The sequence below is a fragment of the Shouchella tritolerans genome (assembly GCF_025770735.1).
GTDB lineage: Bacteria > Bacillota > Bacilli > Bacillales > Bacillaceae_D > Shouchella > Shouchella tritolerans.
This window is the reverse complement of record NZ_JAODPB010000005.1, coordinates 1-24,776: the sequence shown is the minus strand read 5'-3', so window position 1 is coordinate 24,776 and position 24,776 is coordinate 1. Positions and strand designations below refer to the sequence as shown.

26 protein-coding genes and 2 tRNA genes are annotated in these 24,776 nt (G+C 46.0%); 25 read left to right on the top strand and 3 right to left on the bottom strand.

The genetic code is table 11. From position 1 onward, the window contains the following. The first annotated feature begins 12 nt into the window (after positions 1 to 12). From N6H06_RS16200 to N6H06_RS16145, 12 genes are all read left to right on the top strand, one after another. The gene (locus tag N6H06_RS16200) at positions 13 to 423 is read left to right on the top strand and encodes an Asp23/Gls24 family envelope stress response protein (RefSeq protein WP_062749349.1); all 411 of its coding nucleotides are present in this window, start codon (positions 13 to 15) and stop codon (positions 421 to 423) included. Between the two features lie 186 nt (positions 424 to 609). Continuing rightward, the gene (gene nusB / locus N6H06_RS16195) at positions 610 to 1,011 is read left to right on the top strand and encodes a transcription antitermination factor NusB (RefSeq protein WP_062749347.1); all 402 of its coding nucleotides are present in this window, start codon (positions 610 to 612) and stop codon (positions 1,009 to 1,011) included. A gap of 17 nt (positions 1,012 to 1,028) precedes the next feature. Beyond that, on the top strand, positions 1,029 to 2,405 hold the full coding sequence (gene xseA / locus N6H06_RS16190; RefSeq protein WP_263707534.1) for an exodeoxyribonuclease VII large subunit: 1,377 nt from the start codon (positions 1,029 to 1,031) through the stop codon (positions 2,403 to 2,405). After that, positions 2,398 to 2,637 carry an exodeoxyribonuclease VII small subunit gene (xseB, locus tag N6H06_RS16185; RefSeq protein WP_011247307.1) on the top strand — a complete coding sequence of 80 codons (240 nt, stop codon included), beginning with the start codon at positions 2,398 to 2,400 and terminating at the stop codon, positions 2,635 to 2,637. The genes xseA and xseB overlap by 8 nt, the downstream gene beginning before the upstream one ends. Next, positions 2,634 to 3,521, top strand: a complete 888-nt coding sequence (locus N6H06_RS16180) for a polyprenyl synthetase family protein (RefSeq protein ID WP_062749345.1) — start codon at positions 2,634 to 2,636, stop codon at positions 3,519 to 3,521. The genes xseB and N6H06_RS16180 overlap by 4 nt, the downstream gene beginning before the upstream one ends. Before the next feature lie 293 nt (positions 3,522 to 3,814). Then, a complete protein-coding gene (gene dxs / locus N6H06_RS16175; RefSeq protein ID WP_263707533.1) occupies positions 3,815 to 5,701 on the top strand; it encodes a 1-deoxy-D-xylulose-5-phosphate synthase in 1,887 nt (628 codons plus the stop codon). A 4-nt stretch (positions 5,702 to 5,705) separates the two neighbouring features. Continuing rightward, positions 5,706 to 6,518: a TlyA family RNA methyltransferase gene (locus N6H06_RS16170; RefSeq protein WP_263707532.1), complete on the top strand. Its 813-nt coding sequence runs from the start codon at positions 5,706 to 5,708 to the stop codon at positions 6,516 to 6,518. Between the two features lie 214 nt (positions 6,519 to 6,732). Next, complete coding sequence (ahrC, locus tag N6H06_RS16165; RefSeq protein WP_062749339.1) at positions 6,733 to 7,182, top strand: transcriptional regulator AhrC/ArgR; 450 nt, start codon at positions 6,733 to 6,735, stop codon at positions 7,180 to 7,182. A gap of 16 nt (positions 7,183 to 7,198) precedes the next feature. Next, a complete protein-coding gene (gene recN / locus N6H06_RS16160; protein WP_263707531.1) occupies positions 7,199 to 8,896 on the top strand; it encodes a DNA repair protein RecN in 1,698 nt (565 codons plus the stop codon). Positions 8,897 to 9,017: 121 nt separating this feature from the next. Then, a complete protein-coding gene (gene spoIVB, locus N6H06_RS16155) occupies positions 9,018 to 10,292 on the top strand; it encodes a SpoIVB peptidase (RefSeq protein WP_062749920.1) in 1,275 nt (424 codons plus the stop codon). Between the two features lie 200 nt (positions 10,293 to 10,492). After that, the gene (gene spo0A / locus N6H06_RS16150) at positions 10,493 to 11,284 is read left to right on the top strand and encodes a sporulation transcription factor Spo0A (RefSeq protein ID WP_062749335.1); all 792 of its coding nucleotides are present in this window, start codon (positions 10,493 to 10,495) and stop codon (positions 11,282 to 11,284) included. A gap of 254 nt (positions 11,285 to 11,538) precedes the next feature. Further along, a complete protein-coding gene (locus N6H06_RS16145; protein ID WP_062749333.1) occupies positions 11,539 to 12,297 on the top strand; it encodes a hypothetical protein in 759 nt (252 codons plus the stop codon). A gap of 17 nt (positions 12,298 to 12,314) precedes the next feature. Here N6H06_RS16145 and N6H06_RS16140 read toward each other — a convergent pair whose 3' ends face one another. Further along, complete coding sequence (locus N6H06_RS16140) at positions 12,315 to 12,557, bottom strand: DUF2627 domain-containing protein (protein ID WP_062749331.1); 243 nt, start codon at positions 12,555 to 12,557, stop codon at positions 12,315 to 12,317. Positions 12,558 to 12,725: 168 nt separating this feature from the next. Between N6H06_RS16140 and N6H06_RS16135 the strand changes: the two genes are divergently transcribed. The 9 genes from N6H06_RS16135 to N6H06_RS16095 all read left to right on the top strand — a co-directional run bounded on the left by N6H06_RS16135 (position 12,726) and on the right by N6H06_RS16095 (position 21,947). Continuing rightward, entirely contained in the window at positions 12,726 to 14,699 is a 1,974-nt protein-coding gene (locus tag N6H06_RS16135; protein WP_263707530.1) for a sigma-54 interaction domain-containing protein, read from the top strand. A gap of 157 nt (positions 14,700 to 14,856) precedes the next feature. Next, on the top strand, positions 14,857 to 15,954 hold the full coding sequence (locus N6H06_RS16130) for a Glu/Leu/Phe/Val family dehydrogenase (RefSeq protein ID WP_062749327.1): 1,098 nt from the start codon (positions 14,857 to 14,859) through the stop codon (positions 15,952 to 15,954). Between the two features lie 19 nt (positions 15,955 to 15,973). Further along, a complete protein-coding gene (lpdA, locus tag N6H06_RS16125) occupies positions 15,974 to 17,395 on the top strand; it encodes a dihydrolipoyl dehydrogenase (protein ID WP_062749325.1) in 1,422 nt (473 codons plus the stop codon). 13 nt (positions 17,396 to 17,408) lie between these two features. Beyond that, on the top strand, positions 17,409 to 18,410 hold the full coding sequence (locus N6H06_RS16120) for a thiamine pyrophosphate-dependent dehydrogenase E1 component subunit alpha (RefSeq protein ID WP_263707529.1): 1,002 nt from the start codon (positions 17,409 to 17,411) through the stop codon (positions 18,408 to 18,410). Next, positions 18,410 to 19,393, top strand: a complete 984-nt coding sequence (locus N6H06_RS16115) for an alpha-ketoacid dehydrogenase subunit beta (protein WP_062749322.1) — start codon at positions 18,410 to 18,412, stop codon at positions 19,391 to 19,393. Before N6H06_RS16120 ends, N6H06_RS16115 begins: the two co-directional genes overlap by 1 nt. 24 nt (positions 19,394 to 19,417) lie before the next feature. Next, a complete protein-coding gene (locus tag N6H06_RS16110; RefSeq protein WP_263707628.1) occupies positions 19,418 to 20,662 on the top strand; it encodes a dihydrolipoamide acetyltransferase family protein in 1,245 nt (414 codons plus the stop codon). 123 nt (positions 20,663 to 20,785) lie between these two features. Continuing rightward, positions 20,786 to 21,214 carry a BrxA/BrxB family bacilliredoxin gene (locus N6H06_RS16105; protein WP_263707528.1) on the top strand — a complete coding sequence of 143 codons (429 nt, stop codon included), beginning with the start codon at positions 20,786 to 20,788 and terminating at the stop codon, positions 21,212 to 21,214. A gap of 215 nt (positions 21,215 to 21,429) precedes the next feature. Further along, entirely contained in the window at positions 21,430 to 21,795 is a 366-nt protein-coding gene (locus N6H06_RS16100; protein ID WP_062749318.1) for a hypothetical protein, read from the top strand. Between the two features lie 79 nt (positions 21,796 to 21,874). Then, positions 21,875 to 21,947 (top strand) — tRNA-Arg (locus N6H06_RS16095). Positions 21,948 to 22,048: 101 nt separating this feature from the next. Here N6H06_RS16095 and N6H06_RS16090 read toward each other — a convergent pair. Continuing rightward, entirely contained in the window at positions 22,049 to 22,822 is a 774-nt protein-coding gene (locus N6H06_RS16090; protein WP_263707527.1) for a Cof-type HAD-IIB family hydrolase, read from the bottom strand. A gap of 126 nt (positions 22,823 to 22,948) precedes the next feature. Between N6H06_RS16090 and N6H06_RS16085 the strand changes: the two genes are divergently transcribed. From N6H06_RS16085 to copZ, 3 genes are all read left to right on the top strand, one after another. Beyond that, positions 22,949 to 23,146 (top strand): hypothetical protein, encoded by a 198-nt coding sequence (locus N6H06_RS16085; RefSeq protein WP_263707526.1) that lies wholly within the window; start codon positions 22,949 to 22,951, stop codon positions 23,144 to 23,146. A 61-nt stretch (positions 23,147 to 23,207) separates the two neighbouring features. Beyond that, positions 23,208 to 23,507, top strand: a complete 300-nt coding sequence (locus tag N6H06_RS16080; protein WP_062749312.1) for a metal-sensing transcriptional repressor — start codon at positions 23,208 to 23,210, stop codon at positions 23,505 to 23,507. A gap of 81 nt (positions 23,508 to 23,588) precedes the next feature. After that, the gene (copZ, locus tag N6H06_RS16075; protein WP_263707525.1) at positions 23,589 to 23,795 is read left to right on the top strand and encodes a copper chaperone CopZ; all 207 of its coding nucleotides are present in this window, start codon (positions 23,589 to 23,591) and stop codon (positions 23,793 to 23,795) included. Between the two features lie 57 nt (positions 23,796 to 23,852). On the opposite strand, the gene N6H06_RS16070 is transcribed toward copZ, so the two are convergent. Continuing rightward, on the bottom strand, positions 23,853 to 24,395 hold the full coding sequence (locus N6H06_RS16070) for a GNAT family N-acetyltransferase (RefSeq protein ID WP_035201637.1): 543 nt from the start codon (positions 24,393 to 24,395) through the stop codon (positions 23,853 to 23,855). A gap of 160 nt (positions 24,396 to 24,555) precedes the next feature. Here N6H06_RS16070 and N6H06_RS16065 point away from each other — a divergent pair. Continuing rightward, positions 24,556 to 24,628: transfer RNA gene (locus N6H06_RS16065), tRNA-Val, on the top strand. Positions 24,629 to 24,776 lie beyond the last annotated feature (148 nt).

Below are 24,776 nucleotides of genomic sequence, written 5' to 3'. Positions count from 1 at the left end.
GGGCGTTTAAACATGGAAGACCACCAACTGTTAGAACTTGACGAGCAAAAAGGCGGGCTTGGGAAAGTTGAAATCTCTCCAGAAGTCATTGAAGTAATTGCCGGAATCGCGACACAGGAAGTGGAAGGTGTGGCTGCACTAAGAGGCAACTTTGCTGCTGATGTAGCTGAACGCCTCGGGAGGAAGAACCACGGAAAAGGCGTTAAAGTTGAACTAACGGAAGAAGGCATTATTGTCGACGTTTCCATTATTATTTCCTATGGCGCGGCTGTGCCGGAAGTGGCCAAATTAATCCAGCTTAATATTCAACAAGCGCTGGAAACGATGACGGCTATTCGCTTAAATGAAATCAATGTCCATGTCGTTGGCGTTTACTTCGAGTCCCCAGAAGCACAAAACTCAGTGGATAGCGACTACGAATAAGCGTCTTAAAAGAAACTGTCTGGATTCGAAAACCTGATCAGGCTGAGAGAAAACGCTTATCAAACGATGACGTATGTGAGCGTTTGTCTACAGTCTGAAAAAACCGGCTACTGCCGGTTTTTTCTGTTTTTACGTCGCCGCTGATTTGCGCTATACTAAACAAGACAAATCTTAAAGGAGTTAATTATGAACCGACGTATAGCAAGGCTGCGAGCTGTGCAAACGCTCTACCAGCTGACTTTAATTGATATCAGCGTGGACAAAGCGATCGAAAATACGCTAAATGATGAAGAAGAACCGAGCGAATTTTACAAAACGCTTGTCTATGGAACGCTTGAACACCAAGCTGAAATTGACGGGTATTTAAGCGAAAATTTAAAAGGGTACACGCTTGACCGACTGGGCCACGTGGACCGGGCAATCGCACGCATGGGGCTGTATGAAATGCTGTATTTAGACGATATCCCTGTAAATGTAACGTTGAATGAATCAATCGAGCTTGCGAAAGCATTTGGCGGAACTGATGCAGGTCGTTTTATCAATGGGGTATTGTCGAATTCATATGACACGGCAATGAAAAACAAATAAATTAGGAGGCTTGTGGGATGGCTGGAAATGCTGGTGTCGCTGAAGCTTGGACAGTAAGCGAAGCGACACGTTATATTAAGCAATTGTTAGAAGACGATCCCCATTTGCCTGAAATATGGATCCGCGGTGAACTTTCCAATTTTAAACAGCATACGCGGGGCCATATGTATTTTACAATCAAGGATGAAGGATCGAGGATGCAAGCTGTCATGTTTGCTGGCTATAACCGCTTCCTCCGCTTTAAGCCTGAGAATGGCATGAATGTGCTCATTCGCGGCGAAATTAATGTGTACGAGCCATATGGGCAGTACCAATTTTACGCAAAAGAAATGCAGCCTGACGGCATTGGCAGTTTGTTTGCCGAGTATGAGCGCTTAAAGAAAGCGCTTGAGGCGGAAGGGCTATTTGCCGAGGAACGTAAGCGTCCGATTCCCCGTTTTCCAACACATATTGGGATTATTACGTCGCCAACAGGTGCTGTGATCCGTGATATGATGACGACATTAAAACGGCGCTATCCGCAAATACGCGTAACGCTTTTTCCTGTACTCGTCCAAGGAGAAGGAGCACCGCTTTCCATTAGCCGCGCGCTGGAACAGGCAAGCATGGCCAATATTTTTGATGTCGTCATTGTCGCAAGGGGCGGCGGCTCGATTGAAGAGTTATGGGCTTTCAACGAAGAAGTGGTAGCACGGGCGATTGCAGAGTCCGCTGTTCCTGTCATTTCGGCCGTTGGCCATGAAACAGACTTTACGATCAGCGATTTTGCAGCCGACAGACGGGCTCCGACTCCTACGGCGGCGGCAGAATTTGCTGTGCCCGATGCCCGTGAACTAATGGAGCATATCGGCCATTTGAAAAAGCGGCTAGAGCGTTCGCTTTTAGAGCAAGTGAAAACAAGACGGACAGAGCTAGAGCGGTTGAAACGCTCCTATGCGTTTCGTTACCCTGTCCAGCTCGTCCACCAAAAGGAACAGCAACTTGACGGGCTAATGGAACGGTTGAACCGGGCTATGCAAATAAAATTCGAGCAAAAGACACTGGCGTTTAAACATATGCACCAAGCCATTCTCCGTCAGCATCCAGCTACCCGGATTAGTCAATTACAAAAAGAACGACGGCAAAACCATGAACGTCTCGTTCGAGCTATGGCGGCAGAAACGCAAAGGAAGCGGCAAAGCCTGTCTGCCTTAATCCAACAACTTCAGCTCTTAAGCCCGCTAGCAGTAATGGACAGGGGCTATTCGCTCGTTTATAAAGAAGATGCGTTAGTAAAAACGGCAAAAGACGTGGACATAGATGATGATATCGTAGTGAAACTGGCAGACGGAAACGTACAATGCCATGTAGTGGGGAAACGAGAAATAAAAAGTGGAGGTGAATCAAATGGCTGAAACAAAGGATTTGCCGTTTGAGGAGGCCATGAGGCAGTTGGAATGGCTCGTGGAAAAACTAGAGGAAGGCAATGTCCCTCTCGAACAAGCAATTGACATGTTTAAGGAAGGAATGGACTTATCGCAAAGCTGTCATGAAAAATTACTGAAAGTGGAGAAACAGCTTGACCAAATTATGCATGAAGACGGGGAATTGGTTGAAGCGAATTTAGAAGAGGAGGCAAACGAGTGAGTGCATGGTTTCATACGTTTTTAGAAGAGGCTAGGCAGCTTGTGGACAAAAAGTTGCCTGAATACGTGCGGGAGTTAGAGGCTGAACACCGCTTAAAGGAAGCAATGCTTTACTCACTCGAAGCAGGCGGCAAACGGGTACGCCCCGTGTTGTTGTTGGCTGTGTTGGAGGCATATGACCAACCGATTTTACACGGCCTTGATGCAGCGTGCGCAATTGAAATGGTCCACACGTATTCTCTCGTTCACGACGATTTGCCAGCGATGGATGACGATGACTTGCGCCGGGGTCAACCAACGAATCATAAAGTATTCGGTGAAGCAACAGCGATTCTCGCTGGCGATGCCCTGTTGACACAAAGTTTTGCCTTGATTGCTAATGCTGACGCCCCTCTTTCGGCAGAAACAAAAGTAGCGATCATTACCGCCCTCTCCAAAGCTGCTGGCGCCTCCGGCATGGTAGGCGGTCAGCTTGCTGACATGTTTGCGGAAGGAAAACAGCTTACAGTGGAACAGCTTGCCAACGTTCATAAGCGCAAAACGGGCGAATTGTTGGCTTTTTCAATCGAGGCAGGAGCCCTTATTGCCGGGGTGTCAAACGAGGAACGGAGCAAACTGAGCGAATTCGGGCAGGAGATTGGGCTATTATTCCAAATCAAGGACGACATTCTTGATGTAGAAGGCGATTCAATCGCAATCGGAAAGCCTGTCGGTAGCGACGCTGTCAATAATAAAAGCACCTATCCAGGACTTCTTGGCCTTGATGGAGCGAAAAAGATGCTAAACACTCATTATGACCGGGCTTTACAAGTGCTCGATGAGCTTCAATTGCGAGGGACGTTGCTCGAGGACTTGGCGAATTACATCGTTACGCGTGACCATTAAACACCAAACAGACTAGATCAAACGGTTTGTCAGGCGAAGAGATAAAACCGGAGGGAAGATGGGGAAAGAACGGCCTATAAAACGAGACAAACGACGACGTATGGGAGCGTTTGTCTGCAGTCTGAACCAACCTGGAGCCGGTTGGTTTTTTTTATGAACAGCGACGGTAGGTTATTGCTGTTCTTTCCGTCCATCTTTTTGTTATAATTGCCTAAACAAAGACAAGACTAATTCTCCGGTAACAGCGATTGATTTGCAGGAGAGAAGCAGAACAGAAAATGGGGGTTTCAGCGATGAACCTTGAAGAAATCCAAGACCCGAGCTTTTTAAAGAACTATTCGAATAAACAATTGGAAGAGATTGCCGCGGACATACGTCGTTTTTTGATCGAAAAGCTTTCGGCGACAGGCGGCCATATTGGCCCGAACTTAGGAGTGGTCGAGTTGACACTTGTGCTCCACCAGCTCTTTGATAGCCCGAAAGATAAATTGCTATGGGACGTGGGCCACCAAGCATATGTGCATAAAATATTGACTGGGCGCGCACCTCAATTCGACACACTCCGTCAATACAAAGGTTTATGCGGATTTCCAAAGCGTACGGAGAGTGAGCATGATGTCTGGGAGACGGGACATAGCTCCACTTCTTTGTCAGGGGCAATGGGAATGGCAACAGCCAGGGATTTAAAAGGGACCAATGAAAACATTGTGGCGATTATAGGCGATGGTGCGCTTACAGGGGGCATGGCCTTGGAAGCATTGAACCATATTGGTCATGAACAGAAACATTTAATTGTCGTCTTGAATGACAATGAAATGTCAATTGCACCCAATGTCGGCGCTTTGCACAGCATTCTTGGCCGCTTACGTACGGCTGGGAAATACCAAAAAGCAAAAGAGGACGTTGAAACGATTATCCGCAAAATCCCAGCCTTTGGTGGGAAACTTGCAGATACAGCAGAACGATTAAAGGACAGCTTAAAGTACTTAATGGTATCTGGCATGTTTTTTGAGGAAATGGGATTCACTTATTTAGGACCTGTAGACGGGCATGATTTAGACGACTTAAAACATCAGCTAAGCTATGCGAAAAAAACATCAGGACCAGTATTGGTACACGTCCTGACGAAAAAAGGCAAAGGCTATAAACCAGCAGAAGAAGATGCGACAGGAGCTTGGCACGGGACAGGGCCGTACAAGATTGAGAGCGGTGAAATGGTGAAAAAACCGGGACCGCCAAGCTACCCAAGCGTTTTTGCAAACACGTTAAAGCGAATTGCTCGCGAAGATGATCGGGTTGTAGCGATTACACCAGCCATGCCAGGAGGCTCAAAGCTCGACTTGTTTGCTGAGGAGTTTCCTGATCGCATGTTTGATGTCGGCATTGCTGAGCAACATGCAGCCACGATGTCAGCTGGCCTTGCGACACAAGGAATGAAGCCTGTTTATGCTGTGTACTCAACCTTTTTGCAACGTGGATATGACCAAGTCGTCCATGATATATGCCGGCAAAACTTAAACGTGCTTATTGCGATTGACCGCGCTGGCCTTGTTGGCGCTGACGGGGAAACGCACCAAGGTGTATTCGATATTGCGTTTTTACGGTCGTTGCCAAATATAACGATTTTAAACCCAAAAGATGAAAACGAGTTCCAGCATATGCTCTATACAGGCATTTGCTACGACGACGGCCCAATTGCGATCCGCTATCCCCGGGGGAATGGCACAGGCGTGAAAATGGACGCCGCCCTTTCAAGGCTACCAATTGGCAAATGGAATGTACTCCAGGAAGGCACAGATGCGGCTATTCTCACTTTCGGCACGATGATTCCAGTGGCAGAAAAAGCGCTGGCGCAATTGAAACAAGCTGGCTATAGCATTCGTCTCATTAATGCGAACTCCGTTAAACCGCTTGACGAGGAATTGCTTGAAGCGCTTGCTGAAGAGGAGTTGCCGCTGCTGACCATTGAGGAATCTGTCCTTCAAGGCGGGTTTGGCAGTGCTGTCCTTGAGTTTTACAATGAAAAAGGCATGCACGTGGAATTGAAGCGTATGGGCATTCCTGATTATTTTGTTGAGCATGGGAGCGTAAACGAGCTCTATCAAGAAGTTGGCTTAACGCCAGAACGGATTGCCGACACGCTTATCAGCATGTTGCCGCAGAAGCGGAAGAGGGCCTAAGCGGATGACAGTAAAAGAACGCCTTGATGTTCTCCTCGTTGAAAGGGGACTGTGTGAGACAAGGGAAAAAGCAAAACGAACGATCATGGCCGGGCTTGTCTATAGTGACTCTGAGAGGCTTGACAAGCCCGGCATGAAAGTAGCCGTTGATTTGCCGTTGCGTATTAAAGGAGAACAAATGCCTTACGTGAGCCGAGGCGGGTTAAAGCTGGAAAAAGCGTTGCAGACGTTCGATTTTCCGATTGCTGGGAAAATTGGCCTTGACATTGGCGCGTCCACTGGCGGCTTTACCGACTGCGCCTTGCAGCATGGGGCGAAGCATATGTATGCCGTTGATGTTGGCTATAACCAGCTTGCTTGGAAAATTCGCCAGGATGAACGTGTGACGGTGATGGAAAGGATGAATTTCCGCCACGCTGTACCTGGTGATTTTGCCAATGGCATTCCCCAGTTTGCGACAATCGATGTGTCCTTTATTTCTTTGCGCTTAATGTTGCCACCACTTTTTGCAATCCTCGCTACGGATGGTGATGTATGCGCGCTTATTAAGCCGCAGTTTGAGGCAGGAAAGGACCAAGTTGGAAAAAAAGGGATTGTTCGCGACCCGGCTATTCATGAACAAGTGATTGAAAGCATTGCCGCTTTTAGCTGTTCGATTGGATTTGATGTTGTCGATTTAAGCTATTCGCCGATTACTGGCGGTGAAGGCAATATTGAATTTTTAATCCATTTGCAAAAAGGCGGTGGGCGCATGCATATACAAGAGGACGTCATTCGCCAAGTTGTCGAATCATCCCAACGTTTAAAAAACCATTAAAAAACAAAGGAAAGCCAAGCAGGCAGCAAAACGGGCAAGCTTGCCAACCGGCCGCCATTGCTGGATATCTTGGAAGAAGGCAGCGGGCATGCGGCCTTCTTTTTTTGTAGGCAGGCAGTGTATCAATCTTGCCGAAAGCGGGCAAACCGTAGATAATATAAAAAAGACGTTGTTCGTTGCAAAAATTGAATTTAATTTGAGGTAAGGTGATGGCATGAATAAGGGGCAACGCCATATTAAAATACGGGAAATTATTACCAATTATGAAATTGAAACACAGGACGATTTAGTGGATCGGCTAAAAAGCGATGGCTACAACGTCACGCAAGCAACGGTTTCTCGTGATATCAAAGAGCTTCATTTAGTAAAAGTGCCGTTGCAAGACGGGCGCTACAAATATAGCCTGCCTGCAGACCAAAAATTTAACCCACAGCAAAAGCTGAAGCGAATATTAACCGACAGTTTTATTAGTATTGATCGAACAGGCAATCTTGTCGTCATGAAGGCGATGCCAGGTAATGCGAACGCCATCGCTGTTCTGATTGATAACCTTGATTGGAAAGAATTGATGGGGACGATTTGCGGAGACGACACGATTTTAATTATTTGCCGTACCGAGCTAGATGGACAAGTTGTAACAGAACGGTTCTTGAATATGCTTTGAGGAAGGTGGCGAGAGGATGTTAATGGAACTGTCGATAAAAAATTTTGCCATTATCCGCTCTTTAACAGTCCCTTTTGAAAAAGGGTTGACCGTGTTGACTGGGGAAACGGGCGCAGGCAAGTCCATTATCATCGATGCAATCGCATTATTGTTAGGCGGGAGAGGGTCAGCCGAGTTTGTCCGTTTTGGCGAAAAACGAGCAGAAATTGAAGGCTTGTTTGCGATTGGCGAGGGCCATCCTGCCCTAAAAAAACTCGAGCCAGTCGGTGTTGAATGCGAAGAAGGCATGCTCATTCTTCGGCGTGATATTACAGATGCTGGAAAAAGTGTTTGCCGGATAAATGGCAAGTTGACAACGATTGGCATGTTGCGGGAAGTTGGACAGACATTAATTGACATGCACGGCCAGCATGAGCACCAGTCATTAATGCGCATAGAAGAACATGTGGAACTATTAGATAGTTTCGGCGGCGAGGCCTTAAAAAAAACGCGTGCTGAATATACAAGGTTGTTTAATGAAGTCCAAAAAATAACGGACCGAATCAACAATTTAAACCAAAATTCGCAAGAAATGGCAAGGAAAGCCGATTTGTATGCTTATCAACTACAAGAAATCGAACAAGCGAAGCTAACGCCAGGGGAAGACGAACAGTTACTGGCAAAACGGCATAAACTGGCCAATAGTGAGAAGCTTTATGAGGCTTTGACCCGTAGTTATGAACATATGTACAGTGAAGAACGAGGCCTTGATTACATTAGCGGCATGCTTTCCCACTTAGAGACCGCTGCCTCCATTGACGAGGAATTAGCCCCTTTATATGAACAAATGTCATCGAGCTACTATATGCTTGAAGAAGGGACCTATGCGATTCGGGAAGCGATTGAGGCGATTGATTTTGACCCGGAAACGCTCGCGTTTATTGAAACGAGGCTTGCTGAAATCGACAAGTTGAAACGCAAATATGGTGACTCAGTTGAAGCGATATTGGAATATGCAGCCACAATAGAAGAAGAGCTGGAAGCGATTGAACATAAGGATGACCGGTTAGCGACTTTAACAGAAAAACACGACGCCCTTGTAGAAGACTTGCTTCTTGAAGCGGAAGCTTTGACTGATTTGCGCAAGGCGGCAGCGGCGGAATTAATGGAAGCAATTGAGAAACAGTTGCAGGACCTGTATATGGAAAAAGCGCAGTTTCAAGTAGCAATCGAGCCTTATTCAAATAAAGGAGATCTCTCGAGTTTAAAACGGTTAGGCCAAGACAGAATCGAATTTATGATTTCAGCTAATCCCGGAGAACCGTTGAAACCCCTTGCGAAAGTTGCTTCTGGCGGGGAATTGTCGCGGATCATGCTTGCGCTAAAGTCCGTTTTCTCTGCAAAAGAAGGAATCACCTCAGTCATCTTTGATGAAGTTGATACAGGCGTGAGCGGCAGAGTCGCCCAGGCGATAGGTGAAAAAATCCAACGAATATCAGCAGGCTCACAAGTACTCTGTATTTCTCATTTACCACAAGTGGCGGCATTAGCTGACCACCATTTGTATATCTCCAAAACTGAAACAGATAACCGTGTGTTCACGAGCGTCAAGGTTTTAGATGAAAACGAAAAAGTGGACGAACTGGCACGGATGCTTTCTGGCGTCGAAGTGACAGATTTGACCAGGAAAAATGCCGAAGAATTGCTCGCGCTTGCACAAACAAAAAAAATGTAGAAAAGCTACCCATTTTGGGTGGCTTTTTTCTCTTTAGCACGGTTATAAATATGGCCGCAGGAGGCAACATTAATAGTACAGCCAGCATGGAGGTGTGGGTTGGGAGCGAGGAGTGAAACGTTTGAGAAAAGAGGGTGTACGATATGTAATTGGCGTCTTGCTTTTTTTATGTGTGGTAGGGCTAGGTTTTTCACCACAAGTAAGACAATTTGTCAATACGCCTGTTGACCTGACCATATTTGAAGGAAGCAATGCTGTTATTGAAATGGCCGACACAACTGCTAAAGGCCATGTTGTTATTAAGGAACGAGATAACCGCACTTATTTGCATGGCAAATCGCCTGGCAGCGAAGAAGTTCTTGTTAAAGCTGGTCCTTGGCCAGTCAAAGCGATTGACGTTTCTGTTTTACCTAGCATAAAAGTCATTCCTGGCGGTCAGTCGATTGGCGTCAAATTGAATACGGAAGGCGTCTTAGTCGTTGGCCACCATTTGATTGAAACGGCAAAGGGACAAAAATCACCTGGGGAATTTGCTGGAATTGAAGTTGGCGACCGGATCACAAAAATCAACGGCATCAAAATGCACTCAATGAATGAAGTGGCTAAGCTTGTTCAAGATGCTGGGGAAGCAAACAAGGAACTGACAATAGAAGTACTTCGCAATGAAAAACCAATCAAAACGGTTCTAAAACCAGAAAGAGCAAAAGGCGACCATTTGTACCGTTTAGGCCTCTACATTCGTGATTCTGCAGCGGGTGTTGGTACAATGACCTTTTATGAACCACAGAGCATGAAATATGGGGCGCTTGGCCATGTTATTTCTGATGTAGACACTCGTAAGCCGATTTCTGTTCACGATGGGCAAATCATGCGCTCTTCTGTAACATCGATTTCAAAAGGGCTACATGGGGAACCTGGTGAAAAGTTGGCAAGCATTGCGAAAGACCAAGACATTCTTGGCTCCATTAGCAAAAACAGTTCTTTTGGCGTATTTGGGCAACTGGACCAAAAAGCGAATATGAAAAATGGCTTGTATGACGAACCGATGGCGATTACAACAGCGGATGAAGTGAAAGAAGGGCCTGCGAAAATCCTAACCGTTCTCGAAGGTGAAGAAGTCGAACAGTTTGACGTTGAAATAGTCAGCAGCGTTGCCCAAAATGGGCCTGCCACAAAAGGAATGGTCATTAAAGTGACTGATAAAAAATTGTTGCAAGAGACAGGCGGCATCGTCCAAGGGATGAGCGGTAGCCCGATTATACAAGATGGCAAATTGATTGGTGCAGTGACGCATGTATTTGTCAATGACCCAACAAGCGGTTATGGCTGCCATATTGGTTGGATGCTTGAAGAAGCCGGCATCCACACAGGATTGCTTGAAGCTAAAGCGAGTTAATCACTCGTTTTAGCTTCTTTCGTGTAAAATCCTTTTATTCCTATTTTTTGTGCGCCATTCTTTGATACAATGGAACTGGACAATTTATGTCGAACAAATGGGATTTTAGGAGAATACGGTCTATTTTAAATTATTTAAAGGATTGCAGCCATCCTTGTCGAATCGATTACATACACCAAAAGGAATTGGGGGAAAACGAGATGAGCAACGTAACAGTCTGCATTGCAGATGATAACCGCGAATTAGTCCATTTATTGAGTGAATATGTAGGTGCTCAACCAGATATGGAAGTAATCGGAACAGCCTTTAACGGGCAAGAATGTTTAACGGTTGTAGAAGAAAAAATGCCAGATGTGCTACTGCTTGACATCATTATGCCCCATTTGGATGGGCTTGCTGTGCTGGAACGATTAAGTCAACGAGAGAAAAAGCCACAAATTATCATGTTGACAGCTTTTGGCCAGGAAGATGTAACGAAAAGAGCCGTCGATTTTGGCGCTTCCTATTATGTATTAAAACCGTTTGATATGGATGCGTTAATGGAGAAGATCAGAGAGATAGGCGGCAGCAAAAAAGCGAAGCGTACAAGAACATCCTCTTTAGCTTTTCATACTGCTCCGCGCCCAGAAGACAGGCAAGTCAACTTGGATGCGAGCATTACAAGTATCATTCATGAAATTGGCGTCCCAGCGCATATAAAAGGGTATATGTATTTGCGCGAAGCAATTACGATGGTTTATAAAGACATTGAACTTCTCGGCTCGATCACAAAAGTGCTTTATCCGGACATCGCAAAGAAATTCAACACGACGGCGAGCCGGGTCGAACGGGCAATTCGTCATGCAATTGAAGTCGCCTGGAGCAGAGGAAACATTGACTCCATTTCAAATTTATTTGGCTATACAGTGAGCCAGTCAAAAGCAAAACCAACCAACTCTGAATTTATTGCAATGGTCGCTGACAAGCTCCGGATTGAACATAAGGTCAGCTGAAACTCGAATAGGCAAGAAACCAAGCGCTTACGTCAAAGTGTCTTGGTTTTTTTGCGTAAAAAGAAACAATGGGCCCATACTAAACAAGAGGTGGTGGCTATGGCACTTACAAGAAGGAAAATGTTCTTTCCTCCTTTGTCGGGAAGGACAACTAGAAAGAACTTATTCAGGACACAGGCAGGCCCAGCTGTTTTATCGGGCAATCAATGGTTGTGTGTTGGAGAAGTTCGTCCGTTAAAGCGTGTCGATCCTAGATGATTACATTGTTTTTATTGCTGCCGCTCATTTCCATTGCTCTTAATGTCGGCTTTACTGATGCTGGATGGGCATTATCAGAGAACGGTGGCAAAAGGAAAATGCCATTTAGCCTAGGGGCTTTTATATTATACAGCTATGCAGCTTTATGCGGCCAATTTGCGGGATCGGTTGCCTTTTTTTCTTATTTGCCGTTAGCGTACGCCACGCTTGTTTGGGCAATTGGTTTTTATTTTGATTGGCGCAGGAGCACCGATGTCACGAGAAACGTTTTCGCTTGGAATGATCCGCTTATTCTCATTGGAGTTTTAGCTGCTATGTTGTTCGCTTGGCAGATGACGAGCACTGCTAGCTTCTGGCATTGGCTCATCGCGATCGCTTTGTTGTTGATGCTTCCTTACACTGGACAAAAGATCAACAAATATCCACTATTTTTATGGAAAGCCAGCTTTTGTTTTCTTGTTGTGGTCTTCTTCGTCATTGAGACGCCTCAATTTGCCGACGTATTATACGTTGTCACGGTGTTTTATATTGCTTTTGTATTGGAGGGAGAACGTGAAGCTTGTTTCGGTACAAGCGGGGCGTTATTGCTCGGGAGCTTGGCGGCGATTTGGGCCATATCTACACATTCTTTGACGCTGCAATTTGCTTGTTTAGGCGTGGCCGTGTTTTTGGCCTATATGCGGTTGGTGCGATCGCCTAGTGGAATAGGCGTTCTTCGCTGGATTGGCGAATTAGGAATAAACAAGCATGAATAAAAAGCATAACGGGCCCGCTATGCTTTTTTTCGTGTAAATGAACGAGTGACTTTTCCTCGTTTTTTATCACGGTGAAAAATGAAACCGGCCAAAAACCACATGCCTAATGCAAAAAAGAGCAATCCTGCTAAAAACTGAACCCAAATGGCCGGATAAGGATGTTGTTGAATAAAGAAAAAGGCGTCGCGCATTAGCTTGATTCCATAGCCAGCACCGATAATCGGAATAAGCAATATGCATAAAGCGATCACTCTACCCATGATATCCCAACTTTCAAAAAGTCGCTTTATTTCTGGAGTATTCTTTCTCTATTGTAAAGGAGTTTGCCAAAAAAGTACATGTATTAGTTGCATCCTGGGCGCAATTGTACGATACTTAAAGAACTAATAGCAGCGCATATGACCAAGTCCTAATTTTGGGGTGATAGAGTGAACAGCGCAATTTTTGTAGGCTCTGGCCATGAATCAAAACAGTTACTAGCCGTGCTTTTGCAATTAGAATTGTTTACGTCAATCGCAGTAATATCAAACGACGCCCCGATTCAAACGCTAGCCAAAAAGCATCGACTGCCTTGTTACCCTGATGAACAAGAAGGGATACAAACAGCCGACGTAGCTATTAGCGATGACCCGCGCTGGGATTCATTCTGTTTGAAAAGATGGACGTTCCAAATGGCGTGGAAAAAAGTGCTGGAAGCTATTAAAGACGACTTGCTGATGAAAAAGGCAATTCATGCGATTCAAGATGGGATGATTGTCGTCAATCGCTTTGCCCAAGTTCAATTTATGAATGAAGCCGCAGCACATATGGCTGGTGTTGAACTTGCCAGAGCAATTGGCAAGCCGATTCAAACACTATTGCCTTCGAGCGGCTTGCCGCGGGTGATCGAAACACAACAACCGGAGTATAATCAATTGCATGAATTTGATAATGGCACGGTTATTGTTACGACCCGTGTCCCACTCATTTTTGGCGGCGCGTGCAGCGGCGCAATTGCAGTTTTTAAAGATGTGACGGAAGCGACGCAATTGGCCGAACAAGTCACGGACTTGCGTAGCATTCAAACGATGCTCGAAGCAATCATAAATTCATCCAACGATGCGATTTCAGTCGTTGATGAGAACGGGACAGGCTTAATGGTCAATCCTGCTTATACGAAGCTAACTGGGCTTGACAGCGATCAAATAATCGGTCAACCGGCAACAGCTGACATTTCTGAAGGAGAAAGCATCCATATGCAAGTGTTGCGGACGAAAAAACCTGTCCGTGGGGCACGATTGAAATTAGGGCCCCATAAAAAAGATGTCATTGTTAATGTTGCCCCTGTAGTTGTTGATGGCGAACTGAAAGGAAGCGTCGGTGTCATCCATGATGTGTCCGAATTGAATCGGCTTTCGTCTCAGCTACAGCATGCACAAAAACGGCTGGCAACACTGGAGGCGACCTATTCCTTTTCCGAAATTGTCGGCACTTCGAAAGAAATGGCATTTGCGATCGAACAAGCAAAGCGCGGCGCAAAAACGTCGTTTCCCATTTTGCTGTTAGGGGAAACAGGTACAGGGAAAGAATTGTTTGCCCATGCTATACATAACGAAAGCGAACGGAAAGGGCAGCCATTTGTCCGCGTAAATTGTGCAGCATTGACTGAGACGCTGCTTGAATCAGAGCTGTTTGGCTATGAACAAGGTGCTTTCTCAGGAGCATTAAAGTCTGGGAAGAAAGGGTTGTTTGAAGAAGCAGAGCATGGCAGTATTTTTTTAGACGAAATTGGAGAAATGTCTCCTAATACACAAGCCAAACTGCTGCGTGTTTTACAAGAACAGGAAATCGTCCGGGTCGGTGGCACAAAGCCAATTCCCATCCATGTCCGCGTCATCGCTGCAACAAATGTCGATTTAGAGGGAGCAATTCGTGAAAGACGATTTCGAGAAGATTTGTATTACCGGCTGAATAAATTGCCAATCCGCATCCCGCCCTTGCGTGAGCGGCTAAGTGATTTGCCTGCGTTAATTGACCATCTTCTTAGAAAGTTAAATTTAGATTATGGCCATAACATCCAGTCGATTTCAAAACTTGTTCTTTCCCGTTTTGAAGGGTATTATTGGCCGGGGAATGTTCGCGAACTTGAAAATGTCCTCGCCCGTTCGATGATTTACATGGACCTTGGCGCAACAGAATTAACAGACGTCTCGTTGCCCCAGGAATTTGGCCAGTTAGGCAAAAGGGAAAAAAGCGATGCTGCTGCTCCAAAACAACTTCAGGCGTTTTTAGCTGAAAAAGAGAAGGAACATTTGCAACGGACGCTTGCTGAAGTAGATGGTGTAAAGACAGAAGCGGCGAAACTACTTGGGATCTCTATTCGCTCGCTCTATTACAAGCTTGAAAAATACAACCTCGCATAATTTTGCCTGCAAAAATATGCACGCCTGCAAAAACATGCAGGAAATAGCAGCCAATGTTAGGCGTTTTTATGCCTAAAGGATTGGCATATCTTTTGCATGTTTGTTTACGGAACAAGCGGCAATAGAGCCATAGCTTGAGTTAAGGGGGCGCAACAACATGGAATTATTTGCAAAGATGGTAGAGCGCGACTACGAACAAGTAGTCGTGTGCCAAGATAAAACGTCAGGATTAAAAGCAATCATTGCGATTCATGACACCACACTTGGGCCTGCGTTAGGGGGAACAAGAATGTGGAACTACGACACGGAAGAGGAAGCGATTGAAGATGTGCTCCGTCTGGCCAGAGGGATGACGTATAAAAACGCTGCCGCTGGTCTGAATTTGGGCGGAGGAAAGGCCGTTATCATTGGCGATTCGCGCCTAGATAAAAACGAGGAAATGTTCCGGGCGTTTGGCCGTTATATCCAAGGACTTAATGGCCGTTATATTACGGCTGAGGATGTGGGTACGACCGTTGAAGATATGGATATCATCCACCAGGAAACAGACTACGTGACCGGGATTTCGCCGGCATTTGGCGCTTCGGGCAATCCTTCTCCAGTGACCGCTTATGGCGTTTATGTGGGGATGAAAGCCGCGGCGAAAGAAGGGTTTGGTTCTGAGGACTTAGCTGGGAAAACGATAGCGGTCCAAGGGGTAGGCAATGTTGCTTACAATCTTTGCAAATACCTCCATAAAGACGGAGCTGAGCTGATTGTAACCGATATTCATAAACCGTCTGTGGATAGAGCTGTTGCCGATTTTGGCGCTACCGCCGTTGATCCAGCTGAAATTTACAGCATCAAATGCGATATTTTCGCGCCATGTGCCCTTGGAGGCGTGATTAACGATGATTCTCTTGCCAAGTTGAAGGCATCGGTCATTGCCGGTGCTGCTAACAACCAGCTTAAAGAAGAAAAGCATGGTGTTCGCCTGCAAGAAATGGGGATCGTATATGCTCCTGATTACGTTATTAATGCTGGTGGCGTCATCAATGTAGCGGATGAGTTAAACGGCTATAACCGTGACAGGGCATTTAAAAAAGTCGAGGGCATTTATGATAACGTCGCCCGTGTGTTTGAAATTGCCAAGGAGGAAAATATCCCTACGTTTCAAGCAGCTGACCGTATGGCCGAGCAGCGGATTGAGCGGGTCCGTTATGCAAGAGGGACGTTTTTGCAAAATGAGCATCACATCCTTTCGAGGAAAAAGTAAGCAGGAAGAGGTGGGCTAAATGGCGGAAAACTACGACCTTGTCATTGTCGGCGGCGGCATTGGCGGCTATGTAAGCGCAATTCGCGCCGCCCAAGAAGGGTTAAAAACAGCGCTCGTTGAACAAGCATTGCTAGGAGGCACATGCCTGCATAAAGGTTGCATTCCAAGTAAAGCCTTGCTAAGAAGCGCGGAAGTGCTGCGCACCGCCAAAGAAGCAAGCGTGTTTGGCGTCGCAACTGGACCAGTCGCATTTGATTTTGAGGGTGCGCAAAAACGGAAACAAGAGATTGTTGATCGTTTGGCTCAAGGCGTAAAGGCGTTAATGACAAAAGGGAAAATCGATGTTTACGAAGGAAGAGGGCGCATGCTCGGACCATCGATTTTTTCGCCGAACCCAGGCACAATATCGGTTGATTTGGCTGATGGCGACAATCAAATGCTTATTGGCAAAAATGTCATTTTGGCAACAGGGTCGGTACCAAGACCACTTGCGCATACACCCTTTGATGGAAAACAAATTTTAAGCTCAGACGACGTTTTGCAGCTAAAAGAGCTGCCTGCGTCGATGATGATTGTCGGCGGCGGTGTTATTGGGATTGAATGGGCTTCGATGCTTGTTGACTTTGGCGTCAGCGTAACCGTTGTTGAAGCAAGTGAAACGATCTTGCCAACAGCAGACCAAGCAGTAGCGGCGGAAATGGAAAAACAGCTGAAAGCGCGAGGAGTCGTGTTTTATACGAACGCCCAATTAGACGAACAAACGGTGGCCACGACGAGTTCAGGCATAAAGGCGACAGTGCGCCAAAATCAAGAAGAACATATCCTTGAAGCAGAAAAAATGCTCGTCGCCATTGGCCGTATCGCCAATGTCTCTGACATTGGCATTGACAATACGGACATCGCCTTGGCCCATGGCTGCATTGCTGTAAATGAATATGGGCAAACAAAGGAATCACACATTTATGCCGTTGGCGACTGTGTCGGCGGTTTGCAGCTTGCCCATGTCGCTGCTCATGAAGGCATTGTTGCTGTCTCCCATATAATTGGAAAACAGGCTGAACCAGTTGATCCACTTGCTGTTCCTTCATGTGTGTACAGTTTCCCAGAAGTTGCACAAGTGGGGATGACAGAAATACAGGCGAAAGAAGCAGGCCATGCTGTGAAAGTCGGCACATTTCCGTTTGCGATGAACGGCAAAGCCCTTATTCATGGCGAGGCAGGCGGTTTTGTCAAAGTGATTGCCGATAAAGACACAAGCGACTTATTAGGCGTCCATATCATTGGCACGCACGCAACAGATTTAATTAGTGAAGCGGCGCTTGCAAAATTCCTTGATGCAGCTGATTTTGAGCTAGCAGAAACGATACACCCGCACCCGACATTAGCAGAAGCGATCGGTGAAGCGGCACTCGCAGTTGATGGGCATGCAATCCATAAGTAGAGGGGATGGGAAGATGACGAACAAAAAACATGAAACGCTTGGATTAAGCGATGCTGAAGTAGTGGAAATGTATAAGACGATGTTGCTTGCAAGACGAATTGATGAGCGGATGTGGCTTTTAAACAGGGCCGGTAAAATTCCATTCGTCATTTCCTGCCAAGGCCAAGAAGCTGCCCAAGTCGGCGCAGCCTTTGCCCTAAACCGTGATGTTGATTACGTTCTCCCATACTACCGAGACATGGGCGTTGTGCTGGCTTTTGGCATGTCAGCGAGAGATTTAATGCTTTCAGGCTTTGCGAAAGCGGAAGATCCGAGTTCCGGCGGCCGGCAAATGCCAGGGCATTTCGGTCAAAAGAAAAACCGGATCGTTACGGGTTCTTCTCCAGTGACCACACAAGTCCCCCATGCGGTCGGGATTTCACTTGCAGGCAGGCTTGAGGGCAAAAATTTCGTCACATTAACAACGTTTGGCGAAGGTTCGTCTAACCAAGGTGACTTTCATGAAGGGGCCAACTTTGCCGGCGTCCATAAGCTTCCCGTCATTTTCATGTGTGAAAACAACAAATACGCCATTAGCGTCCCAATTGAAAAGCAATTAGCATGCGAGCATGTCGCAGACCGGGCAGTAGGCTACGGGATGCCAGGGGTAACGGTGGACGGCAACGACCCTCTTGCCGTATATGAAGCAGTAAAAGCAGCAGCGGACAGGGCACGGCGTGGTGAAGGCCCTTCTTTGATTGAAACCGTTTCTTATCGCTTGACACCTCATTCAAGCGATGATGATGACCGCGCTTACCGCTCACGGGAAGAAGTAGCAAAAGCAAAAGAAAAAGACCCGATTGCCACGTATGCAGCCTATTTACTAGAGTCAGGAACAATCGATGACCATGCAATGGAATTGTTAGAAGAGGAAGTAAAACAAATCGTCGACGAAGCAACTGATGATGCGGAAAAGGCTGCCTATGCTGCCCCAGAAACCGCTTATTTGCATGTGTATAGCGAGGAGGCAAACTAATGGCCGTAATGTCCTATATAGAAGCTGTCACAAGAGCGCTTGAAGAGGAAATGGAAAAAGATAAACGGGTATTCGTCCTTGGGGAAGATGTCGGCAAACGCGGCGGCGTTTTCCGGGCGACGAAAGGGTTATACGAACGCTTCGGCGAAGAACGCGTCATTGACACGCCCCTTGCGGAATCAGCGATCGCTGGTGTGGCAATTGGCGCAGCCATGTACGGCATGCGTCCAGTCGCGGAAATGCAGTTTGCTGATTTTATTATGCCAGCCTTTAACCAAATTATTTCTGAAGCAGCTAAAATTCGTTACCGCTCCAACAATGATTGGTCATGTCCGGTGACAATTCGTGCTCCTTATGGTGGCGGCATTCACGGCGCCCTTTACCATTCGCAAAGCATTGAAGCGCTGTTTTCAAGTACACCAGGGCTGAAAGTGGTGATGCCTTCGACTCCTTACGATGTCAAAGGCCTGTTGAAAGCATCGATTCAACTCGATGATCCAGTATTGTTTTTAGAGCATAAACGGGCGTATCGATTAATTAAAGGCGAAGTGCCTGAAGAGGAGTACACATTGCCAATTGGCAAAGCTGACGTAAAACGGGAAGGGGACGATGTGACGGTCATAACCTATGGATTGGCTGTCCATTTCGCCTTGCAAGCAGCCGAGAGACTAGAGAAAGAAGGAATTTCGACGCATATTCTCGATTTGCGCACCGTTTATCCTCTTGATCAGGAAGCGATTAAAGAAGCAGCAAGCAAAACGGGGAAAGTCTTGCTTGTTACAGAAGACAATAAAGAAGGCAGTGTCCTTAGTGAAGTAGCCGCTATTATTGCGGAACATTGCCTATTTGATTTAGATGCGCCAATCGAGCGTCTGGCCGGGCCTGACATCCCAGCCATGCCTTATGCGCCTACGCTAGAAAAAGAATTTATGATTAACCCTGATAAAGTGGAGCGTGCGATCCGCAAACTCGCTGAGTTTTAAGGAGGTAGAACCGTGGCGACAAAAATGACGATGCCCCAATTAGGCGAAAGCGTGACGGAAGGGACAATCAGCAGGTGGCTAGTTGGACCAGGCGACACTGTCCAAAAGTATGAGCCGATCGCTGAAGTGTTAACGGATAAAGTGAGCGCAGAAATTCCTTCCTCCTATACAGGTACGATTGAACAGTTGCTTGTTGACGAAAATGAAACGGTTGCTGTCGGCGCTGACATTTGCACCATTGTAGAAGAAGGGGGCAGCGAGGCCAAGGAAAGCAACGAAGAAATCAAAACGGAACAAAAGCCTAATCCCGCTACAAAAGAGCAAACAAAAGCGGAACCTAGCCAAAAAAGCCGTTATTCACCAGCTGTTGTCCGATTGGCGCAAGAACATGGGCTCGATCTTACAACCATTCCCGGAAGTGGCAGAGGCGGACGCATTACAAGGAAAGACGTTGAAACCTATGTCGCTGGCAACCATAAACCGGAGCCGCAACAACCCCCAGCGCAGGCAAAGCAACAGGAACCAGTTCGCAGTACACCTTCTCAGGCAATAGCTGCCGACGACCAAGAAATCCCAGTCGCAGGTGTACGCAAAGCGATTGCTGAAAACATGGTTAGAAGTAAAACGGAAGTGCCTCATGCTTGGACAATGGTTGAAGTGGACGTGACCAATCTTGTCAAGCTCCGTGATAAGAAAAAGGCTGCATTTAAAGAACAAGAGGGGATTTCGCTAACGTATTTGCCCTTTTTCATGAAAGCATGCATCGAAACGCTAAAAGAATTTCCGGAAATCAATTCCCAATGGAACGGCACAACCATTGTCCGCAAAAAAGACATCAATCTCTCTTTAGCGGTGGCAACGGATGATGCTTTGTACGTTCCTGTTATCCATCAGGCCGATGAGTTAACAATAAAAGGGTTGGCCAAAAAAGCCGATGAATTGGCGAAAAAAGCACGTACTGGAAAACTGACTGGAGCCGACATGCAAGGAGGGACGTTTACGATCAACAATACAGGTTCGTTTGGTTCAATCTTGTCACAGCCAATTGTAAACAGCCCCCAAGCAGCAATCCTTTCAGTCGAATCGATTGTCAAGCGCCCCGTCGTGCGTGAAACGGAAGAAGGCGACGTCATTGCGATTCGCCATATGGTCAACCTGTGCTTGTCGCTGGACCACCGTGTGTTAGACGGCCTCATTTGCGGCCGGTTCTTAACATCGCTGAAACGTCGGTTAGAACAAATGAACGAGGATTCGACATCGATTTATTAATCTAGCAGAGCCTCTGTTCCTGCTTTCGCTTGAGTCAACAAAATCGCGATCACGCAAACTCATTGCTTGTGATTTAAAAGCGAGCAGCTTACAATAAGGTCAGAACACAAAGGAGGGCGAAACATGCAGCAGTTTAATTTTTTCATGAATGACGTCGTCCAAGAGGCGCGCAATGATATGGTTCACGCTGGCTATACGGAGCTAAAAACCGCTGAAGAAGTCGACGAGGTATTATCGCAAAAAGGAACAACGCTCGTGATGGTCAATTCCGTATGCGGGTGCGCAGGCGGCATTGCTCGCCCAGCGGCAGCTTATATGAAAAATTACGAAACACAACCCGATCGTTTTGTAACCGTATTTGCTGGCCAAGATAAAGAAGCGACGGCACGGGCGCGTGAGTTCTTTACAGGATATGGCCCATCTTCGCCTTCATTTGCATTGCTAAAAGACGGCCAAATCCAAACAATGGTGGAGCGCCATGAAATTGAAGGACATGAGCCAATTAAAGTCGTGCAGAAGCTAGAACAGGCGGTCGACACGTACTGCAAATAAGCCGTTCTGGCATAGTCAGACATCGAGCAAAAACGCTTATTCAGAAGTCATAAGCGAGTACGCTGTAATGGCGTGCATATGGCCTTTCCTTACTAGGGAAGGCCACTATTTTTGCTGTTGTGCCACGCTTCAAATGACGCTTGGCGAATATGAACTTAAGATGGCAAGCAGGCAGTGCATATGCTATAATGGCAAAGTGTAAAGGGGTGTTTCTAGTGCAAGCACAGTATGAACGAATCCAACAATATTTAAATATGGATGAGGAAATTTCATTTAAAGAATTCCAAGACTTCTACAAAGAAGTGATCAATGAATTAAGCAAAATCCACCAAGGAATGGACGAGGCAACATTGTGGAAAGCGCTATTTGTCGTTGAAAATATTATTTCCAATGCTGACGGGCGCGCTAAAGAAACAAAGGGAACAGAAGCAAAAAAATACAGCAAAATGTCCCAGCGCTTGCAGCTCTATGCGAAAAATTTTGGCGTACGACTAGGCGAAGCTGGCTATACAGAAGAAGATATTAATGAACGTTTCCAGCAAATGTTCGCCGAAGGAGAAGAAGCGGCCAAGTCGTCATAATAAAAAAGAGGGAGAAATGGATTGTTGACAGCTCCCTCTCAATCAAGTATACTTATACATGTCGTTAAAATACTTATAGGCGCCTATGGTGAAATGGGATATCACACGAGATTCCGGTTCTCGCGTTGTGGGTTCGAATCCTGCTAGGCGCGTCTGTTAAAAAACACATCGTCGATGTGTTTTTTATTTTGCAAACCGACGCCACCAAAGCAAACAAAAAGCCCATTCTCCCTTTTGAATGGGCATAATCTATTTAGAGTAATCCAACCATTCTCAAGCCATAATCAATGCCGTTTTCGTGCACAGGCTTTGTTACATAGCGGGCTTGCGCTTTTACTTTTTCAGGCGCATTGCCCATTGCTACTCCATGCTCGACAAATGAAAGCATTTCTAGGTCATTTAATTGATCGCCGAAAGCATAAACATTAGCCAGGTCTATGTTTGCACGCTCAATAAATTTGGCAATGCCATTTGCTTTTGAGCCTTCGCGAGGCAGTACATCTACAGACAGTGGATGCCAGCGGACGAAGCGAAGCGCTGGAAAGCGAGTTTGATAGTCTTTTTCTTCGCCTTCCTCACAAAAGAGCAACGCTTGGTGGAGTGGTTGCTCGTTATATAAATCAGGATTGTATTGGGGCAAGTCAATTTTCAATGTCTTGATGCTTTTAACCACGTAGGGGTGGTCTTCACGATTAGAGGTAAACTTTTCTGAACCCATAAACACAAGAGGGTGCTCCTGTGAAGAGGCATAACGCTCCATCTCTGTAAATGCGTCCATATCAAGCGTATTTTCGTAAATCAATTCCCCTTTAAAGACGACGTATTGACCGTTAAAGCAAATATACGAATCGATCTCTAGTTCTTCGCGCAATTCCTTAAAAAAGTAAGGAGCGCGCCCTGTGGCAATCGCCACATCATGTCCTTTTTCTTTTAAAGCAGCTATCGCTTGCTTTGTTGATTGCGGTAGTCGCTTCTCTTCGTCTAGCAACGTACCGTCAATATCAAAAAAAATAGTTGCTCTCTCCATCCGATCGATTCCTCCTTCACTCTGTCAATGAAAACAATACATTACTCATTTTTGACTGTCAAATGTGATACAGGGGATTAATGGCCGCCGCTGGCGGGTAAGATGATAATAAAAGGAGTGATTCGTATGCCAGCTTACAAAGTCGTGCTCAGTTTTATTGACGGGACGATGGATGAGTGGCGCTTTGAAGAAAACCCCAATTTGAAAATTAGCGAATGGACAAAACAACAAACAGGTTGGGTTAATATCCAAGGAACGTATGTCAATACAAATACGGTAAAGCGAATTGAAACAATTGAAATTGATGAGCAGACGGATCGATAACTTTTTACTTCTGCCCTCAAGGCATGTATACTAACAAGAAAACGGGTATGAGGTGAAAAGGTTGGAAGAGCAAGTCACAGAGCGGACGAGACATCGCCATACAACAGATAAAGCAAAATTGCAAAACCGCTTAAAACGGATTGAAGGCCAAGTGCGCGGCGTTCAAAAGATGATTGAAGAAGACCGCTATTGCGTCGATGTCCTTGTGCAACTTTCCGCAATCCAAGCCGCACTTAAAAAAGTAAGCATGCATATGCTTGAAGACCATTCAAAACATTGCGTGGCAGATGCAATAAAAAAGGGCGACGGCGACGAAGCCATTTCAGAGTTAATGGATATCATCAGCCGCTTTTCAAAATAAGCAGCTGATTTTTTGTGTACCCTATATACCTAACGGGGGTATTATGGTATGCTAATAGAACAACGAAAAGGAGTGAGTAGGATGGCATCAATAACCCTTTCTGTGTCAGGAATGTCGTGCAACCATTGTGTAACAGCGATCCAAACAGCGGTTGGCGAACTAAACGGCGTAAAAGAAGTCAATGTATCTCTCGACAAAAATGAAGTAGCCGTTTCTTACGATGAAACAGCGATTGCTGAGGACAAAATCAAGGCAGAAATCAAAGACCAGGGGTACGAGGTCAATTAGGTTGGCCGTCCGCTCCCGAAGGCGAAAAAAAACCGCAGCGGACAAGCTGCGGTTTTTTTATTCCATTTCCTCCCGAAGGAGAGAAAAGACGAGTTGGTCAACGTATCGGTTGCTTTTATATAACGCTCCGCGCAACCTGCCTTCCTGCATGAATCCAAGTTTATGTAAAGCATGAATGGAACGGTCATTATCCGGTTCGATATAAGCCTCAACTCGATGTAGACGGCGTGTCCGAAAGCCATCCGCTAAAATACAACGCAATGCTTCGGACGCATAGCCTTTGCCCCAATAAGGTTTCCCAAGTTCATAGCTAATTTTCGCACTATGGTGTTCTGTTTGAAAGGTTTCAAACCCGCATGTGCCAATAATGTGACCCGTGTCCTTTAGTTTGATTACGTACCGCGAAGCTTTTCCTTCTGCCATTTCTTTAACAATCGTGCGGATCAGCGAACGCGCTTCATCGATCGTCCGGAGTGTGTCAATTTTCATATACCTTGTCACGCGCACGTCAGACCAATAAGGAAACAACGCTTCTGCATCACCTTCTAAAAGTTTACGCAAAACCAAGCGAGGGGTTTCAAAACGACTTTCACTGTCCACCAGTGGTCACCATCTCTCTCTTTATGCTTTTTTTCATATTTTAGCATGAACGTCACCTACTTGCACGCTCTTCGGCAAGTAATTTAACAGTTGACTTCTATGAAAAAATCGGTTATAGTTATAAATGTCCAAGAGATGCATTGCTTATACATACTGATTGGATCCGTTAGCTCAGTTGGGAGAGCGCTACCTTGACAGGGTAGAGGTCACTGGTTCGAGCCCAGTACGGGTCATCTTTTAACCCCTTGCCATGGGGTGCTGCACCCCAAATGTTAGAGTAAAAATCTAGCATTTGGGGTGTTTTTCTGTGGCAAAATATAGTGACGAATTTAAACTGAAAATCATTAAAGAATATGTAGAAGGATACCTGGGGTATCAATT

Bases quoted from the DNA above. Each gene is read 5' to 3' on its own strand.
- recN (WP_263707531.1), top strand. From the start codon at position 7,199: ATGTTAATGGAACTGTCGATAAAAAATTTTGCCATTATCCGCTCTTTA.
- nusB (WP_062749347.1), top strand. From the start codon at position 610: ATGAACCGACGTATAGCAAGGCTGCGAGCTGTGCAAACGCTCTACCAG.
- N6H06_RS16105 (WP_263707528.1), top strand. From the start codon at position 20,786: ATGCAGCAGTTTAATTTTTTCATGAATGACGTCGTCCAAGAGGCGCGC.
- N6H06_RS16170 (WP_263707532.1), top strand. From the start codon at position 5,706: ATGACAGTAAAAGAACGCCTTGATGTTCTCCTCGTTGAAAGGGGACTG.
- spo0A (WP_062749335.1), top strand. From the start codon at position 10,493: ATGAGCAACGTAACAGTCTGCATTGCAGATGATAACCGCGAATTAGTC.
- N6H06_RS16130 (WP_062749327.1), top strand. From the start codon at position 14,857: ATGGAATTATTTGCAAAGATGGTAGAGCGCGACTACGAACAAGTAGTC.
- N6H06_RS16110 (WP_263707628.1), top strand. From the start codon at position 19,418: ATGACGATGCCCCAATTAGGCGAAAGCGTGACGGAAGGGACAATCAGC.
- N6H06_RS16200 (WP_062749349.1), top strand. From the start codon at position 13: ATGGAAGACCACCAACTGTTAGAACTTGACGAGCAAAAAGGCGGGCTT.
- copZ (WP_263707525.1), top strand. From the start codon at position 23,589: ATGGCATCAATAACCCTTTCTGTGTCAGGAATGTCGTGCAACCATTGT.
- xseA (WP_263707534.1), top strand. From the start codon at position 1,029: ATGGCTGGAAATGCTGGTGTCGCTGAAGCTTGGACAGTAAGCGAAGCG.
- N6H06_RS16085 (WP_263707526.1), top strand. From the start codon at position 22,949: ATGCCAGCTTACAAAGTCGTGCTCAGTTTTATTGACGGGACGATGGAT.
- xseB (WP_011247307.1), top strand. From the start codon at position 2,398: ATGGCTGAAACAAAGGATTTGCCGTTTGAGGAGGCCATGAGGCAGTTG.
- ahrC (WP_062749339.1), top strand. From the start codon at position 6,733: ATGAATAAGGGGCAACGCCATATTAAAATACGGGAAATTATTACCAAT.
- N6H06_RS16115 (WP_062749322.1), top strand. From the start codon at position 18,410: ATGGCCGTAATGTCCTATATAGAAGCTGTCACAAGAGCGCTTGAAGAG.
- N6H06_RS16090 (WP_263707527.1), bottom strand. From the start codon at position 22,822: ATGGAGAGAGCAACTATTTTTTTTGATATTGACGGTACGTTGCTAGAC.
- N6H06_RS16120 (WP_263707529.1), top strand. From the start codon at position 17,409: ATGACGAACAAAAAACATGAAACGCTTGGATTAAGCGATGCTGAAGTA.
- lpdA (WP_062749325.1), top strand. From the start codon at position 15,974: ATGGCGGAAAACTACGACCTTGTCATTGTCGGCGGCGGCATTGGCGGC.
- N6H06_RS16140 (WP_062749331.1), bottom strand. From the start codon at position 12,557: ATGGGTAGAGTGATCGCTTTATGCATATTGCTTATTCCGATTATCGGT.
- dxs (WP_263707533.1), top strand. From the start codon at position 3,815: ATGAACCTTGAAGAAATCCAAGACCCGAGCTTTTTAAAGAACTATTCG.
- N6H06_RS16145 (WP_062749333.1), top strand. From the start codon at position 11,539: ATGATTACATTGTTTTTATTGCTGCCGCTCATTTCCATTGCTCTTAAT.